Source organism: Pseudomonas sp. FW305-3-2-15-C-LB1, from assembly GCF_058787615.1.
Map to the genome: position 1 here is coordinate 62977 of NZ_JBYSZX010000012.1, position 15813 is coordinate 78789.

Below are 15813 nucleotides of genomic sequence, written 5' to 3' on the forward strand. Positions count from 1 at the left end.
TTTCGCCCATAATCGTTCTTTTTTGCCACACTCCACATCCCGCAGGAGCCCCATGGAGCAATTTCGCAATATCGGCATTATCGGTCGCCTGGGCAGTACCCAGGTGTTGGACACCGTCCGCCGGCTGAAAAAATTCCTGCTGGAGCGTCACCTGCATGTGATCCTCGAAGACACCATCGCTGAAATCCTGCCGGGCCACGGCCTGCAGACCTCGTCGCGCAAGATGCTCGGTGAAGTCTGCGACATGGTCATCGTGGTCGGCGGCGACGGCAGCCTGCTCGGCGCGGCCCGTGCCCTGGCGCGGCATAACGTGCCGGTGCTGGGGATCAACCGGGGCAGCCTGGGGTTCCTCACCGATATCCGCCCGGATGAGCTGGAAGTCGAAGTGGCCAAGGTGCTCGACGGTCATTACCTGGTGGAGAACCGCTTCCTGCTGCAGGCAGAAGTGCGCCGCCACGGCGAAGCCATCGGCCAGGGCGATGCGCTCAATGACGTGGTGCTGCACCCCGGCAAGTCCACGCGGATGATCGAGTTCGAACTGTATATCGACGGCCAGTTCGTGTGCAGCCAGAAGGCCGACGGCCTGATCGTTGCCACGCCTACCGGCTCCACCGCCTACGCGCTGTCGGCGGGTGGCCCGATCATGCATCCCAAGCTGGATGCCATTGTGATCGTGCCGATGTATCCCCATATGTTGTCGAGCAGGCCGATTGTGGTCGACGGCAACAGTGAACTGAAAATCGTGGTGTCCAAAGATATGCAGATCTACCCGCAGGTCTCGTGTGACGGGCAGAACCATTTCACCTGCGCCCCCGGTGACACCATCACCGTGAGCAAGAAGGCACAGAAGTTGCGGTTGATCCACCCGCTGGACCACAACTACTACGAAGTGTGCCGCACCAAGCTGGGCTGGGGCAGCCGCTTGGGGGGTGGAGGCGACTGATGCTCGATCCCGCGCGTAGCTACGACCTGATTGGTGACGTGCACGGTTGCGCCCATACCCTTGAGCACTTGCTCGACCTGTTGGGCTACCACAAGCAGGGCGGCACCTGGCGCCATCCAACGCGTATGGCGGTGTTCCTCGGCGATATCATCGACCGTGGCCCGCGCATCCGCGAGGCGCTGCATATCGTCCACGACATGACCGAGGCCGGCCAGGCGCTGTGCATCATGGGCAACCACGAGTTCAACGCCCTGGGCTGGACCACACCGGCACCGCCGGGCAGTGGCAGGCAGTTCGTGCGTGAGCACAACCCACGGCATGCACGGTTGATCCACGAGACCCTGACCCAGTTCGAACATCACCCGGCCGACTGGCACGACTTCCTCGGCTGGTTCTATGACATGCCGCTGTTTGTCGACGCCGGGCGCTTCCGTGTGGTGCATGCGTGCTGGGATGATGGCTTTATCCAGCCGCTGCGTGGCACCTTCCCGGACGGCTGCATCGACCAGCACTTCCTGCAGGCCGCCGCCGTGCCGGGCAGTTTTGCCTGCAATGCGTTCGACCGCCTGTTGCGCGGCACCGACATGCGTTTGCCGGACGGCCTCACGTTGACCGGTGGCGATGGCCTGACGCGCTCGTTCTTCCGCACCAAGTTCTGGGAAGACGACCCCAAGACCTACGGCGATATCGTGTTCCAGCCCGATGCACTGCCCGAGCCGGTGGCGCGTACACCGTTGTCGTCCACCGAAAAGAATTCCCTGCTGCGCTACGGCGTCGATGAACCGCTGTTGTTCGTCGGGCATTACTGGCGCAGTGGCAAACCGGCGCCGATCCGCCCGAACCTGGCCTGCCTGGACTACAGCGCGGTGCTGTACGGCAAGCTGGTGGCGTACCGCCTGGATCAGGAAACGCGGCTGGACCCGAATAAATTCGTCTGGGTCGACGTTGAGCGGCCCGAGGTCATCCAATGAGTACCGTGGCCGTATTGCGCCTGCCACTGAGTGTGGACCTGGGCGGCTTTATCCAATTGCTGCAACGCATGCAGGTGCCCCATCGCGTCAGTGAAGAGGCCGGGGAGCAAGTGTTATGGGTACCCGAGACCATCAGCGACGACGTGCGCGTGCTGTACCAGCGCTTTCCCGCCGGTGACCCGGACCGGCAACTGGATATTCCCGAACAGGCAGCGAACAGGCGCCCTGGATTTGTCCAGCAACTGCGGCACAGCCCATTGACCGCTCTGGTGTTGCTGGCAAGCATCATCGTCGGCGCGGTGACCTTGCTCGGTGAAAACCTGCAAGCCATGAGCTGGCTGACATTCCTGCAGTTTCGCATTATCGGCGAGTACATCCAGTTCACGCCGCTGGCCGACAGTCTGGCGGCGGGGCAGTGGTGGCGCTTGGTCACGCCGATGCTGATCCACTTCGGCATCCTGCACCTGGCCATGAATGGCATGTGGTACTGGGAGTTGGGCCGGCGCATAGAGGCGCGCCAGGGCAGTATCAACTTGCTGGGCCTGACCCTGTTGTTCAGCCTGGTCTCCAACTACGCTCAATACGCTTATGGTGGCCCCGGTCTGTTCGGTGGGTTGTCCGGCGTGTTGTATGGCCTGCTCGGGCATTGCTGGATTTTTCAACTGCTGTCGCCCAACCCGGCCTATCGCCTGCCCCGTGGGGTACTGGTGATGATGCTGGTCTGGCTGCTGCTCTGCCTGTCGGGGCTGGTCTCGATGATCGGTTTCGGCGAAATCGCCAACGCGGCCCATGTCGGCGGCTTGGTCATCGGTTGCCTGACAGGTTTGCTGGGCGGGCTGTACAGCCGTCGCAAATCGTCTATTTGATAAGGAAGAGCCTCATGTCCTCTTTTGCTGAAATGATCGAAAACATCACCCCGGATATCTACGAGAGCCTCAAGCTCGCCGTGGAAATCGGCAAGTGGTCCGATGGCCGCAAGCTCACTGCCGAACAGCGCGAGCTGTCGTTGCAGGCGGTGATCGCCTGGGAAATCCAGAACCTGCCGGAAGACCAGCGCACCGGCTACATGGGCCCGCAGGAATGCCAGTCGAAATCGACCACCGTGCCGAACATTCTGTTCAAGTCGGATGCGATCCATTGATTGAAATTGGTCGCGGTGCAGTCAGCAAGATGTCGGCGCAACTCGGTGAGCCGACCGTTCAATACGCGTTTCGACTGGGCGACGCCGAGGTGCCGGTCAACCCGTTGATCGGCACCCATGTGCGCCTGGAATACCTCGGTGCCATCCATTGCAGCCATTGCGGCCGCAAGACCAAGACCAGCTTCAGCCAGGGGTATTGCTACCCGTGCATGACCAAGCTGGCCCAGTGTGACCTGTGCATCATGAGCCCCGAGCGTTGCCATTACGACGCCGGCACCTGCCGCGATCCAGGCTGGGGCGAGAAATTCTGCATGACCGACCATGTGGTGTACCTGGCGAACTCGTCAGGGATCAAGGTCGGCATCACCCGTGCCACCCAGTTGCCGACGCGCTGGCTCGACCAGGGCGCGAGCCAGGCGCTGCCGATCATGCGCGTGGCTACCCGCCAGCAGTCAGGTTTTGTCGAAGACCTGTTCCGCAGCCAAGTGGCCGACAAGACCAACTGGCGTGCGCTGCTCAAGGGCGACGCCCAGTCCGTCGACCTCAAGCAGGTGCGTGACCAACTGTTCGCCGCCTGTGCTGACGGCCTGCTGGGTTTGCAGGAACGCTTTGGCCTGCAGGCCATCCAACCGGTCACCGACATCGAGCCGCTCGAAATCCGCTACCCGGTGGAGCAGTATCCGGCGAAGATCGTCAGCTTCAACCTGGACAAGAACCCGATTGCCGAAGGCACGCTGCTGGGGATCAAGGGCCAGTACCTGATCTTCGATACCGGCGTGATCAATATTCGTAAGTACACGGCCTACCAGCTCGCCGTGCATCAGTAGAAGGATGCCACCCATGCGCACCGAACAACCGAAGATGATTTACCTCAAGGACTATCAGGCGCCGGACTACCTGATCGACGAGACCCACCTGACCTTCGAGTTGTTCGAGGACCACAGCCTGGTCCACGCGCAACTGGTGATGCGCCGCAATCCCGAGCGCGGCGCCGGTTTGCCGCCGTTGGTGCTGGACGGCCAGCAGCTGGAGCTGTTGAGCGTGAACCTGGCCGATCAGGCACTGAGCGCTGGTGACTACGAGCTGACCGACAGCCACCTGACGGTGCATCCGCAAAGCGCGACGTTTACCCTGGATACCACGGTAAAAATCCATCCGGAAACCAACACTGCCCTGGAAGGCCTGTACAAGTCCGGCAGCATGTTCTGCACCCAGTGCGAGGCCGAGGGCTTTCGCAAGATCACCTATTACCTCGATCGCCCGGATGTGATGAGCACCTTCACCACCACGGTGATCGCCGAGCAACACCGCTACCCGATCCTGCTGTCCAACGGCAACCCGATCGCCAGCGGTCCGGGTGAGGACGGCCGCCATTGGGCAACCTGGGAAGATCCGTTCAAGAAACCGGCTTACCTGTTCGCCCTGGTGGCCGGCGATCTGTGGTGTGTCGAAGATACCTTCACCACCATGACCGACCGCACCGTGGCGCTGCGCATCTACGTCGAGCCGGAAAACATCGACAAGTGCCAGCACGCCATGACCAGCCTGAAAAAGTCCATGCGCTGGGACGAAGAAACCTATGGCCGTGAGTACGACCTCGACATCTTCATGATCGTCGCGGTGAACGATTTCAACATGGGCGCCATGGAAAACAAGGGCCTCAACATCTTCAACTCCAGCGCCGTGCTGGCCCGTGCCGAAACTGCCACCGACGCCGCGCACCAGCGGGTCGAGGCGATCGTTGCCCATGAATACTTCCATAACTGGTCGGGCAACCGCGTGACCTGCCGCGACTGGTTCCAGCTGTCGCTCAAGGAAGGCTTCACCGTTTACCGTGACTCGCAATTCTCCGCCGACATGAACTCGGCCACGGTCAAGCGCATCCAGGACGTGGCGTACCTGCGTACCCATCAGTTCGCCGAAGACGCCGGTCCGATGGCCCACGCGGTGCGCCCGGACAGCTTCATCGAGATCTCCAACTTCTACACCCTGACCGTGTACGAAAAGGGCTCGGAAGTGGTCGGCATGATCCACACCTTGCTCGGCGCCGAAGGCTTCCGCAAGGGCAGCGACCTGTACTTTGAACGCCATGACGGCCAGGCCGTGACCTGCGACGACTTCATCAAGGCCATGGAGGACGCCAACGGCGCCGACCTGACCCAGTTCAAGCGCTGGTACAGCCAGGCCGGTACGCCGCGCCTGGCGGTGAGCGAGTCCTACGATGCGGCGGCGAAAACCTACAGCCTGACCTTCCGCCAGAGCTGCCCGCAAACCCCGGACAAGGTGGAAAAACTGCCGTTCGTAATTCCGGTGGAGCTGGGCTTGCTGGACGGGAAGGGCGCTGGCATTGCCTTGCGCCTGGCCGGTGAGAAGGCTGCGGGAGGCACGTCGCGGGTGATTTCGGTGACCGAGGCCGAGCAGACGTTTACCTTCGTTGATATCGCCGAACAGCCGTTGCCTTCGCTGCTGCGCGGGTTCTCGGCGCCGGTGAAGCTGAGCTTCCCGTACAGCCGCGACCAACTGATGTTCCTGATGCAGCATGACAGTGACGGTTTCAACCGTTGGGACGCCGGCCAGCAGTTGTCGGTGCAGGTGCTGCAGGAGTTGATTGAGCAGCATCAACAGGGCCAGGCCTTGAAGATGGATCAGCGCTTGATCACTGCGCTGCGCAGCGTGCTGAGTGATGAAAGCCTGGATCAGGCGATGGTCGCGGAAATGCTGTCGTTGCCGGGTGAAGCCTACCTGACCGAAATCAGCGACGTGGCGGATGTGGATGCCATCCACGCCGCCCGTGAGTTTGCGCGCAAGCAACTGGCGGACAACCTGCACGAGGCGCTGTGGTTGCGTTACCAGGCCAATCGCGAGCTGTCCAGACAAACGCCGTACGTGGCGGCCGCCGAGCACTTCGCCCGTCGTGCGTTGCAGAACATCGCGCTGTCGTACCTGATGCTCAGCGGTAAGCCAGAGGTGTTGGCGGCGACCATCGAGCAATTCGACACTGCCGACAACATGACCGAGCGCCTGACCGCGCTGGCGGTGCTGGTGAATTCGCCGTTCGAGGCAGAGAAAGCCCAGGCGCTGGCGGTGTTTGCCGAGAACTTCAAGGACAACCCGCTGGTCATGGACCAGTGGTTCAGCGTGCAGGCTGGCAGCACGTTGCCGGGCGGGCTGGCGCGGGTCAAGGCGTTGATGGAGCACCCGGCGTTCACCCTCAAGAACCCGAACAAGGTACGCGCCTTGATCGGTGCCTTTGCCGGGCAGAACCTGATCAACTTCCACGCGGCGGACGGTTCGGGCTATCGCTTCCTGGCGGACCTGGTGATCCAGTTGAATGGCTTGAACCCGCAGATCGCTTCGCGCCAGTTGGCGCCGCTGACCCGCTGGCGTAAATACGACAGCGCGCGCCAGGCGTTGATGAAAGCCGAGCTGGAGCGCATTCTGGCGTCCGGTGAGTTGTCGAGTGATGTGTTCGAGGTGGTCAGTAAGAGCCTTGCCTGAGTTGCATCGTTGAATAAAAAACGGCCTGTTCGACAGGCCGTTTTTTTTCGCCTCAGATAACCGGTGGTCGCGGGGTGTCCAGGCCGTTATCGACGGGGAAGCGCTCTGCGATGATCCCGTGCGGCACGCCCAGCGGGATGGCACTGGCGGTGTCAAGGCGGGTGACTTGCTCGGCCGACAGATGCACATTCAACGCGCCGAGGGTGCTGTCCAGCTGGGCGCGGGTGCGCGAGCCGAGGATCGGGACCAGCGCGGTGGTCGAGCGCCGGGCCTTGTCCCGCAGCCAGGCGATGGCGACGTGGGTCGGTGTGGCGTCGATTTCACCGGCAACCGCCAGCAGCGTATCGAGCACTGCGGTTTCACGCGCAGTGTGTTCGGCGTGCACCAGGATCCCGAGTTTGTTGGCGCGGTTGTCGTCCTGGGTGTTGCGGTACTTGCCGGTCAGGAAGCCACCGCCCAGGGGCGACCACAGCGTGGCGGCCAGCCCCAATGCTTCGGCCATTGGCAGCAGCTCGCGGTCGGCGCTGCGCTCGACCAGGCTGTATTCCACCTGGATGCCGATGATCGGCGCGAAACTGCGTACCTCGGCCAACAGGTCAGCGCGGGCAATGCGCCAGGCGGGGAAGTTGGACAGGCCGGCGTAGTGGATCTTGCCGGCGCGCACCAGATCATCGAGACCGCGCAGGATCTCTTCCATGGGCGTGACGTTGTCGCTCATGTGCGCCCAGAGCAGGTCGATGCGGTCGGTGTTCAGGCGCTTGAGGCTTTCTTCCACCGAGCGCACCAGGTTCTTGCGGTTGTTACCGAGCCGGATCGTGCCCTCATCGGACGGTTCGGTGCGCAGGGTGTACTTGGTGGCCACCACCAGGTTGTCGCGTTCCGAGGCGATAAATTCCCCCAGCAGCTTTTCGGCCTGACCGAACTGGTAGCCATTGGCGGTATCGAGGAAATTGCCCCCGGCTTCGAGGTACCCGTCAAAAATCGCCTTGGCTTCGTCGCGTTCGGCGCCATGGCCCCAGCCCGTACCGAAATTACCGGTGCCCAAGGCCAGTTCGGATACCTGCAGGCCGCTGCGGCGGCCAAAGACTTTATTGCGCATACAAGGACTCCTGAGGCAGTGATTTTCTTACATGTTTAGTAACATGTATTTAATATGATCTTGGTAATGTATTCGGTCAAGGGGGCTTTTTTACTGCTGACGTTTTCTGACAGGGGGCTCTGTTAAGCTGCGTCACTTTTCTATTCTCGGCAGGCGTTCCTGTGTCGCGAACCACTCGTCTACTGACTTTGCTCCAGGCCCTGCGGGGCAAGAAACGTCCCGTGACCGCTGCCGTGCTGGCGGCGCAGTTGGAGGTGTCCGAGCGCACGCTGTATCGCGATATCGCCGAATTGACTGCCTTGGGCGCGCCGATTTTTGGTGAGGCGGGGGTAGGGTATGTGTTGCGCAGTGGCTTGTTTCTGCCACCCTTGATGTTGAACGCCGAGGAAACCGAAGCCATCGTGCTCGGCCTGCGTTATGTCGACCAGCGTGGCGACGAGGTGCTCAGTCGCGCTGCGGCCAATGCTCTGGCGAAGATCGCCGATGTACTCGACCCCGCCGCCCAGGAAGCCTTGCGCAACCCGACACTGCTGCCTGGCCCGCCGGGGTTTGGTTACCCGGAAAACCGCGTGCCGCTCAATGTGTTCCGCGAGGCCATTCGCAACCAGGCCAAGCTGCAGATCGATTACGCCGACGCCAGCCAGACCCAGAGCCAACGGCTGATCTGGCCCCTGGCCCTGGGCTTTCTGAATGAAGTACGGGTGATTGTGGCCTGGTGTGAGTTGCGCGGTGCCTATCGCACCTTTCGCACCGACCGCGTGGCGAGTGCCGAGGTGCCCGGTGAGCGTTACCCGGGCCGGCGCAGCGATTGGCTGCGGGCCTGGCGCAAGCTGATGGAACAGAATGAATCCGGTCCCTTCACTCCTGACAAAAACTGACACGATCCTGGCTTAGCATGGCACTACAAATCACCAAGAAAGGAGCTGTGCCATGTCTATCCCTGAGTTGGCGCCGGCCATCGTGGCCTATATCGCAGCGGCCAATACCCGTGACACCTCGGCTATCGCCCAGTGTTTTGCCGAGGATGCCAATGTGTTCGATGAAGGCCAGCACCAGGTGGGCGCCGCCGCCATAGCACGCTGGATGGAAGACACCGGGCGTCGTTATCAGCCGCGGGTCGAAGTGCTCAAGGTGCAACACCGTACCGGCAAGGTGTTGGTCAGCAATATCGTGTCCGGCAATTTTCCGGGCAGCCCCTTGGAGCTGCGCTACACCTTTCGCTTGAACGAGCAGGGCAAGATTTCGCGGCTGGATATTTCGCTGTAGTTCATACTGGCGGGCATGACTTTCGACACGCCCCTCGCTGCCTACCAACACGCCGTTGCCCAACAGGGTTTCGTCGCCGACGCTGCCCAGCGCCGCGCGGTGGATGCCCTGCAAGCCTGCCACCAAGCCCTGCACCACGGCCATGCGCCGATCACTGGCGTGTACCTGTGGGGCCCGGTGGGGCGGGGCAAGACCTGGCTGATGGACCAGTTCCATCAAAGCCTGCGAGTGCCCGCGCGGCGCCAGCATTTCCATCACTTCATGCAGTGGGTGCATCAGCGTCTGTTCCAACTGACCGGCACCCACAACCCCTTGCAGGCCCTGGCCCGGGAACTGAGCCAGGCAGTGCGTGTGCTGTGCTTCGACGAATTGTTCGTCAATGACATCGGTGACGCGATTATCCTCGGGCGGCTGTTCCAGGTGATGTTCGAAGAAGGCGTCGTGATGGTCTGCACCTCCAACCAACCACCTGACCAGCTGTATGCCGATGGCTTCAACCGCGAGCGCTTTTTGCCGGGCATTGCAGCGATCAAGCAGCACATGCATGTGGTTGCGGTGGATGGGGGAGAGGATCACCGGTTGCATCCGGGTGTAGGACTCCAGCGCTACTGGGTCAATCAACCCGAGGCGCTGGCGTGCGTGTTCCAGCGCTTGGCCCAGGGCGAGCCAACCCGCAGCGGGCCGATTGTCGTGGGGCATCGCGCCATCGTCGCCGTGCAGTCCAGCGACACCGTGCTCTGGTGCCGTTACGCCGACCTGTGCGAACAACCGCTGGCGGCCATGGATTTCATGCTGCTGTGCGATCGCTTCAAGGCCATCCTGATTGGCGAAGTCCCCAACCTCAGCGCGCAACAGCGTCCTGGCCGGATTGCCCGTGGCACCGAGGATGGCGTTCAGCGTGTAGTGGCCGGCGACCGTGAGTTGCCGGCGCTGTCGGTGCACGATGACAGCGTGCGTCGGTTTATCGCCCTGGTGGATGAGTGCTACGACCGTAAAGTACCGCTGTTCATCGAGGCCCAGGTGCCGCTGGAGCGACTTTATACCGAGGGCTACCTGGCGTTTCCCTTTCGCAGGACACTCAGCCGGCTGCAAGAAATGCAGTTGCAGCGTTTTGGCTGACGCCCGTACGAAAAAATCCAGGAATCGTCTGATTGCGCTTTTTCAACCACGCAACGTTCGCGTATTCATGCGCATATTTGTAGTTAATCTCCTTCATCTGGCGCTCGCTCCACGCTTACAATCGTGCCCCTCACAGGGAGCCGAATCCCTTGTAATCGTGATCGAGGAAGGACATGGACACCCCAGACATCCTGGTGCTGCAAGCCAGCTACACCAACCCCGTGCATGCCGACGCCATCGGCCGCGTGCTCAACCATTATGCCGAAGACCCGATGGGCGGTGGTCACAGCCTGCCCGCCGACCTCCTGGAGCAACTGCCGGGCGAGCTGGCCAAACGGCCCCATGCGTTCAGCGTGCTGGCGTTTGTGGGGGGAGAACCGGCGGGTCTGGTCAATTGTTTTGAAGGGTTTTCCACGTTTGTCTGCCGTCCTTTGGTCAATGTCCACGACGTGGTGGTGATGGATGCATTCCGTGGTTTGGGGCTGAGCCAGAAAATGCTGCAAAAGGTCGAGGAAATCGCCCGTCAGCGTGGCTGCTGCAAGATCACCCTGGAGGTACTGGAGGGTAATGCGGTGGCTCAAGCGGCGTATCGCAAGTTTGGTTTTGATGACTCGAAGTTTGATCCGGCCCACGGGCGCATGTTGTTCTGGAGCAAACCGCTTTAATAAATTACAGGCAAAAAAAGGCGCCATTGAATGGCGCCAAAGTTGACCTTGGCCAAAGGAGCGGGATGGCAAAGGGTTAATACGGTTACATCAAGTGTTTGGTTGTTGCTCGGCAGCGGACTTGTCAGCGGTTTCTTTCTTCACGCTCTTTCCATCGGCCAGCGCGGTTTGTTCAGCGGTGCCGTGGGTTTGTTGCTGCACGAAGGTAAAGTCCTTGTAGAACGCCTTGGAACGCTCCGAGCCACCTTCGGCGAAGGCGGCGGCGGAGGTCAAGGTCATCAGGCTGGCAACTATCAGGGTAGAAAGTTTCATGGCAGTGTTTCCGGTAAGTGTGATCGGTATCCGCTCTGTCCTTGATCAGATTCATGGGGCGAGTGTGGAGAGAGTTTATTAAGTAGGAATTAACGCCAGAAAAACCAAAAGCTAACAATTTCGTTAACTTTTGGTTAAAAAATCCTACAGCTTCCAGTCCAAAGCCAAGGTGACCGAGCGTGGGTCACCCCAATACACGCCGTTATAAAAGCCAACGCGCTCGTAATACTTTTTATCAAATAGATTGTTGACGTTAAGCGATGCCGTAACATGTTCGTCGAACTGGTAGCGGGACATCAGGTTGACCACGCTGTAGGCCTGCTGAGTGATCTTTGCCCGTGTGGTGATTCGATTTCCCTCGCTGTCACGGGCCCCCGTTGGCCGGTTGCCGAATTCATGGATATCGCTCTGCCAGTTCACGGCACCGCCTACCGTCAGGTTGCGCCATGCACCGGGTAAGCGGTAGGCACTGGAAACCTTCAGCAGGTTTAGCGGTTGGCCGGTGTTGTTGCGTTTGTCCGTGCCATTCACCGAGTGGGTATAGGTGTAGCCGGCCGTGAGATTCCAGTCCGGCATCACCTCGCCGGCCACCTCAAGCTCGAAGCCGCTCACTTTGTTACCCTTGCCGCCTGACTTGTAGTACTCCTCGCCCGTGATCGGGTTCGGCGGTACGGAGTCATCCCGTTCCGCGACGTTGTCCTGCTTGCTCCAGAAATAGGCGGCCGCTACGTTCAAGCGCTCCTGCAACAAGCTCCCCTTGAGCCCCACTTCATAGTTGCTGCCCACCACGGGCTCCAGGTATTTGTTGCTGACGTCCTTGAGGCTCTGCGGCTTGAAGATGTCGGTGTAGCTGGCGTAGGCGGTGTACTCCGGGGTGATGTCGTAGAGCAGCCCGGCGTAGGGCGTCCACATATCATTGTGGGTCTGGCGGGTCTTGTTGGCCCTGAGCAATTGGTCATTGGCCGTGTATTCAGGCGCCGCGCTTTCCAGCTCCCAGCTGCCATAACGGCTGCCGAGTACCGCATGCAGGCGCTCGGTCAGGCTCAGGCGCGTGGCCAGGTAGCCGGCTTTCTGTTGCTTGCTGCTGTGCTCACCCTTGAGGCCGGTCACGGTGTCGGGAAACTTGCCGATCCCGCCCATGTATTTCCAGTCTTCGATGCTGTAGTAGCCGTCCGGGATGTTGTCGCGCATCACTGGCGAGACGTCCCGCTGTGTGGCTTCGCCATAACCCACCATCAGTTCATGCTCGCGGCCCAGCAGCGCATAGCTGCCGGCCAGGTTGAGATCTACCGCCTCCATTCTCGAGGTGCCGCGCATATGGCTGGCCCAGGCCGTCATGCCACTGCGGTCGTCGTTGGGGAACCCCGCGCCGCCGTAGTAGACCTTGCCGTCCGTGTCGCTCTGGCGATGGGTGTAGGCCGCCTTCAAGTGCCAGTCGCCGCCCAGGCGGTGGTCGAGGCTGGCAAAGGTGGTCTTGTCGGTCAGCGGCCAGGAACTCCAGTGCGCTGCCATATTGGTGGAACGTGACAGTCCGGCCTTGCCACCCTGGCTGTTCCAGTAGGGCACGGTGCCCCAGGAAGTGCCCTGTACCTTTTTGTCCTGGTAATCAAAACCGACCGCCAGCACGGTGTCGTCCGACAGGTCGCCTTCGAGGATGCCGTAGCCGACTGCCCGCTGCAGCGCGTAGTTGTCACGGAAGGATTGGCTGTCGCGATAGGCCAGCACTGTACGCCCGCGCAGCTTGCCGTCGTACGCCAACGGGCCGCCGACATCCACGAAGCTGTAGTAGTTGTCATGGCTGCCACCGCTCACCCCGGTTTTCGCCTGCCACTGGGCGGTGGGGCGCTTGCGCACCATATTGACCGTGGCCGAGGGGTCGCCGGCGCCGGTGGTCAAGCCGGTAGCACCGCGAACCACCTCGATGCGGTCGTAGATGATGGTGTCGGAATCGGACTTCATGTAGCCGAACGTGTTGAGCATCCCATCAATCTGGAAGTTGTTGATGCCGTAGCCACGAGAGGAATAGGACACGCGGTCGGAGTCGTTGTGCTGGACGTTGACCCCGGTGGTCTGGCGCAGCACTTCGGTCAAGGTATTGAGATTGAAATCATCCATCTGCTGGCGAGTGATCACCGAGATCGATTGCGGGGTTTCCTTGACCGACAGGTTCAGCCGCGTGGCGGTGCTCATCGAGCCGGTGGTGTAGGCCCCGGTGTGTTCGGTGGTGGCACCCAGGCCTTCGGCGGTGATGCTGGTGGACCGCAGCTCGAGGGCTTTGTTTTCGGGGTCGGTTTCAGCCAGTAGGTCGGGGCTTGCCACCACGCTGAAGAGGCCGATGGTGAGCGTCATGGAACGGGTGAAAGGCGCGAACATCGCGGAAGACTCCTTGTCGTCTTTGCGGCCTTTCCGGTCGGAATGGCCTTGGTTCAAAGACGAAAGGAGAGGGGGATCTTTAGGCTTAAACGAGAATGATTGTTATCTTTCTGTTACAAGGCCGGTTTTTCCTGGAGCACCACGTCGGTCGGGCTGGCCTTTTTCGGCTTGATCAGACTGAAGTCGATCAGGGGCTTTTGTTGGCGCTCGTAAGGGTTGCCAATCATCCGTGGGCGCGGCGTGAAGCTGTCACTCACCAGGCTTTTTGTACGGTCGAGTTCATTGAAGCTAAGACCGGCCATATCAGCCCAGGTGTGAATCAACTGCGAGCTGGAGTAGGGCCGTTGCAAGTCACCGGCGAAGCTCCAGTCGTGGGTTTCGCGCCATTTCGGTGAGGCATAGGCCATGAACGGAATGGTGTACATCGGCGCTGTCGGCTTGCCTTCGTTACGTCCCAGGGTGGTGTGGCCAATCGAGTCGAAGACATCCTCGCCATGGTCCGACAGGTACAGCAGGAAGCCGTTGGGATCGGTCTTGGCGTAGTCCTTGATCAGGCTCGACACCACGAAGTCGTTGTACAGCACCGCATTGTCATAGCTGTTGTAGGTCGGCAACTGATCGTCGCTGATGCCCGCCGGCACGCCCTGGCGGTCGGTGAATTTGTCGAAGGTCGGCGGGTAGCGATACTGGTAGCTCATGTGGGTGCCCAGCAAGTGCACCACAATGAACTTGCGCTCGGCCGGATCGGCCAGGGCCTTGGAAAACGGCGCCAGCACGTCGCCGTCGTATTGGCGGGCGTTCTGGTTGCGGTTGTTGTTCAGGTACACCTGTTCGTCGGCCTGTTCGGAAAAGGTCGTGAGCATGGTGTTGCGCTTGGTCATGGTCTGCTGGTTGGTGATCCAGTAGGTCTTGTAGCCGGCCTGTTTCATCACGCTGACGATGGACGGCGTCTTGAGGTACAGGTCCGGGTTTTCTTCGTCGGCGAAGGTCAGCACCTGTTGCAGCGCCTCGATGGTGTAGGGCCGCGGGGTAATGACGTTGTCGAACACCGCCAGTTGGTCGCGCAGTTTGTCCAGCTCCGGCGTGGTGTTGCGCGGGTAGCCGTAGAGGCTCATGCGCTGGCGGTTGGTGGACTCGCCGATCACCAGCACCAGGGTCGACGGTTGGCCGGCCATGGTGTCCTTGAGGTTGGTCAGGGGCGGGATCTGGCTGGCGCTGTCGAGCATGCCTTGCATGTTGTCCAACTGCTCGGTGTAGCGGCGGTAGGCGACGATCATCTGCCACGGCACCGCTGGTTCAATACGGGTTTCAAAACGATCGATGGCTTGTTCCATGTTGTCGCTGGTGGCGATCTGCTTGACCAGCGGATAACCCACCACCGCCAGCACAATCGCTGCCGCCGCCAGTATCGACTGGCCGCGAGGCAGGTAGACCGGGCGCAGCCGCGTCCACAGGAATACCGCGAAGGCGGTATGGGCGATGAACGCCAGCACGATCCACCAGGCAAAATACTGGGTGGCGTATTCGCCGGCTTCCGAGATGTTCGACTCGAACATGATGAAGATGACGCTTTGGGAGAATTCCTGCTGGTAGATGAAGAAATAACCCAGGCTGGCCATGGAGCACGCCCACAGTACTGCGCCGATCAAGGCGGCGAGCAGTCGTGTACGGCTGGGGAACAACAGCATGGGCGCAAGCCACAGCGCACTCATGAAAAAGGCTTGGCGAAAACCACTGAAACCGGAAGTTCCGGTCAACTGGATCAGCAGTTGGGTAATGCCCGAGAAGTACCAGAAAAACAAGAACAGCCAGCCAAGGCCGGCCCAATCAAAGCCTTTCGCAGACGTGGTGCTGCGTTTGAACATCGCCATCCAGTGCTCCAACCCGATGATTTTCCAGTTGACGCGCAGGGCTGCACGCAACGGAGGCCACCCTTGCATGGGGTGGCCCTTGGGGGCTGGAGTATCGGGAGAGGCATGTGAAAACTTTGTGAGATTTTTGTAGCGGTTATCTTACAAAGCGATGACGGGGCTCAGCAGAGCGCGGGTTGCGCACCGGCGGGCTGGTCCAATTGGGCCTGGATGATATGGGCACGCAGGCGCAGGACTTCCTGCTGCAGCTGTTCGCGCTCGTCTTTCAACTGGCGCAACTCGTCGCGACGGATAGTGACGTAGAGGGTCTGTGGCGGACGTGTCATCTGTGCAGTGCTCATTGCTTACCTCGCAAATAGCCGGTGTGTCGCGGTGTGCCAGAACGCTTGAGTCGAGGTTCTCGGCAGCAGTCGGAGACAATTCTGAATTCTTTTTGCGGGCAATGGAACTTTTTTATTTTTGATGGTCGTGTGACTTTTTGTGCCGCGATGCTGAAATGATGGCAACTTTTTTCCATGAAACTAGCGGTATCCGCGCTGGACTAACCCTCATTAG

General features: G+C 60.6%; 15 protein-coding genes. 10 read left to right on the plus strand and 5 right to left on the minus strand.

Features of this window, described 5'->3' with window-relative positions; translation table 11 throughout:
• Positions 1–52: 52 nt before the first annotated feature.
• Genes AC3WP7_RS21575 through pepN form a run of 6 tightly spaced genes read left to right on the plus strand, consistent with a single transcriptional unit; the run spans position 53 to position 6553 of the window.
• Positions 53–943 carry an NAD(+) kinase gene (locus tag AC3WP7_RS21575; RefSeq protein ID WP_003217892.1) on the plus strand — a complete coding sequence of 297 codons (891 nt, stop codon included), beginning with the start codon at positions 53–55 and terminating at the stop codon, positions 941–943.
• Positions 940–1914 carry a metallophosphoesterase gene (locus AC3WP7_RS21580; RefSeq protein ID WP_162276401.1) on the plus strand — a complete coding sequence of 325 codons (975 nt, stop codon included), beginning with the start codon at positions 940–942 and terminating at the stop codon, positions 1912–1914. The genes AC3WP7_RS21575 and AC3WP7_RS21580 overlap by 4 nt, the downstream gene beginning before the upstream one ends.
• Positions 1911–2780, plus strand: a complete 870-nt coding sequence (locus AC3WP7_RS21585; RefSeq protein WP_093530407.1) for a rhomboid family intramembrane serine protease — start codon at positions 1911–1913, stop codon at positions 2778–2780. The genes AC3WP7_RS21580 and AC3WP7_RS21585 overlap by 4 nt, the downstream gene beginning before the upstream one ends.
• A 14-nt stretch (positions 2781–2794) precedes the next feature.
• Complete coding sequence (locus tag AC3WP7_RS21590; RefSeq protein ID WP_017528545.1) at positions 2795–3055, plus strand: YeaC family protein; 261 nt, start codon at positions 2795–2797, stop codon at positions 3053–3055.
• Positions 3052–3882 (plus strand): DUF2797 domain-containing protein, encoded by an 831-nt coding sequence (locus tag AC3WP7_RS21595; RefSeq protein WP_093514517.1) that lies wholly within the window; start codon positions 3052–3054, stop codon positions 3880–3882. Before AC3WP7_RS21590 ends, AC3WP7_RS21595 begins: the two co-directional genes overlap by 4 nt.
• A 13-nt stretch (positions 3883–3895) precedes the next feature.
• Positions 3896–6553 carry an aminopeptidase N gene (gene pepN, locus AC3WP7_RS21600; protein WP_093127515.1) on the plus strand — a complete coding sequence of 886 codons (2658 nt, stop codon included), beginning with the start codon at positions 3896–3898 and terminating at the stop codon, positions 6551–6553.
• Positions 6554–6605: 52 nt separating this feature from the next.
• Here pepN and AC3WP7_RS21605 read toward each other — a convergent pair whose 3' ends face one another.
• Entirely contained in the window at positions 6606–7652 is a 1047-nt protein-coding gene (locus AC3WP7_RS21605; protein ID WP_093127518.1) for an aldo/keto reductase, read from the minus strand.
• 161 nt (positions 7653–7813) lie between these two features.
• Here AC3WP7_RS21605 and AC3WP7_RS21610 point away from each other — a divergent pair, with 161 nt between their 5' ends.
• The 4 genes from AC3WP7_RS21610 to AC3WP7_RS21625 all read left to right on the plus strand — a co-directional run bounded on the left by AC3WP7_RS21610 (position 7814) and on the right by AC3WP7_RS21625 (position 10702).
• Positions 7814–8530, plus strand: coding sequence for a helix-turn-helix transcriptional regulator (locus tag AC3WP7_RS21610; RefSeq protein ID WP_093127521.1), 717 nt, complete (start codon positions 7814–7816; stop codon positions 8528–8530).
• A 52-nt stretch (positions 8531–8582) separates the two neighbouring features.
• Entirely contained in the window at positions 8583–8918 is a 336-nt protein-coding gene (locus AC3WP7_RS21615) for a nuclear transport factor 2 family protein (protein WP_071490655.1), read from the plus strand.
• A gap of 15 nt (positions 8919–8933) precedes the next feature.
• Positions 8934–10037 carry a cell division protein ZapE gene (gene zapE, locus AC3WP7_RS21620; protein WP_102592826.1) on the plus strand — a complete coding sequence of 368 codons (1104 nt, stop codon included), beginning with the start codon at positions 8934–8936 and terminating at the stop codon, positions 10035–10037.
• A gap of 173 nt (positions 10038–10210) precedes the next feature.
• Positions 10211–10702 (plus strand): GNAT family N-acetyltransferase, encoded by a 492-nt coding sequence (locus AC3WP7_RS21625; RefSeq protein WP_093127531.1) that lies wholly within the window; start codon positions 10211–10213, stop codon positions 10700–10702.
• A gap of 90 nt (positions 10703–10792) precedes the next feature.
• On the opposite strand, the gene AC3WP7_RS21630 is transcribed toward AC3WP7_RS21625, so the two are convergent.
• From AC3WP7_RS21630 to AC3WP7_RS21645, 4 genes are all read right to left on the minus strand, one after another.
• Positions 10793–11014 carry a hypothetical protein gene (locus tag AC3WP7_RS21630; protein ID WP_093127534.1) on the minus strand — a complete coding sequence of 74 codons (222 nt, stop codon included), beginning with the start codon at positions 11012–11014 and terminating at the stop codon, positions 10793–10795.
• 144 nt (positions 11015–11158) lie between these two features.
• Positions 11159–13387: a TonB-dependent siderophore receptor gene (locus AC3WP7_RS21635; RefSeq protein WP_102592825.1), complete on the minus strand. Its 2229-nt coding sequence runs from the start codon at positions 13385–13387 to the stop codon at positions 11159–11161.
• 113 nt (positions 13388–13500) lie between these two features.
• A complete protein-coding gene (locus AC3WP7_RS21640) occupies positions 13501–15258 on the minus strand; it encodes a phosphoethanolamine transferase CptA (RefSeq protein WP_093127750.1) in 1758 nt (585 codons plus the stop codon).
• A gap of 161 nt (positions 15259–15419) precedes the next feature.
• Positions 15420–15599, minus strand: a complete 180-nt coding sequence (locus AC3WP7_RS21645) for a DUF6026 family protein (RefSeq protein ID WP_255337132.1) — start codon at positions 15597–15599, stop codon at positions 15420–15422.
• Positions 15600–15813 lie beyond the last annotated feature (214 nt).

Coding starts and splice junctions, on each gene's coding strand:
- AC3WP7_RS21575 (WP_003217892.1), top strand. CDS start 53: ATGGAGCAATTTCGCAATATCGGCATTATCGGTCGCCTGGGCAGTACC.
- AC3WP7_RS21585 (WP_093530407.1), top strand. CDS start 1,911: ATGAGTACCGTGGCCGTATTGCGCCTGCCACTGAGTGTGGACCTGGGC.
- AC3WP7_RS21590 (WP_017528545.1), top strand. CDS start 2,795: ATGTCCTCTTTTGCTGAAATGATCGAAAACATCACCCCGGATATCTAC.
- pepN (WP_093127515.1), top strand. CDS start 3,896: ATGCGCACCGAACAACCGAAGATGATTTACCTCAAGGACTATCAGGCG.
- AC3WP7_RS21605 (WP_093127518.1), bottom strand. CDS start 7,652: ATGCGCAATAAAGTCTTTGGCCGCCGCAGCGGCCTGCAGGTATCCGAA.
- AC3WP7_RS21615 (WP_071490655.1), top strand. CDS start 8,583: ATGTCTATCCCTGAGTTGGCGCCGGCCATCGTGGCCTATATCGCAGCG.
- zapE (WP_102592826.1), top strand. CDS start 8,934: ATGACTTTCGACACGCCCCTCGCTGCCTACCAACACGCCGTTGCCCAA.
- AC3WP7_RS21625 (WP_093127531.1), top strand. CDS start 10,211: ATGGACACCCCAGACATCCTGGTGCTGCAAGCCAGCTACACCAACCCC.
- AC3WP7_RS21630 (WP_093127534.1), bottom strand. CDS start 11,014: ATGAAACTTTCTACCCTGATAGTTGCCAGCCTGATGACCTTGACCTCC.
- AC3WP7_RS21635 (WP_102592825.1), bottom strand. CDS start 13,387: ATGTTCGCGCCTTTCACCCGTTCCATGACGCTCACCATCGGCCTCTTC.
- AC3WP7_RS21640 (WP_093127750.1), bottom strand. CDS start 15,258: ATGGCGATGTTCAAACGCAGCACCACGTCTGCGAAAGGCTTTGATTGG.
- AC3WP7_RS21645 (WP_255337132.1), bottom strand. CDS start 15,599: ATGAGCACTGCACAGATGACACGTCCGCCACAGACCCTCTACGTCACT.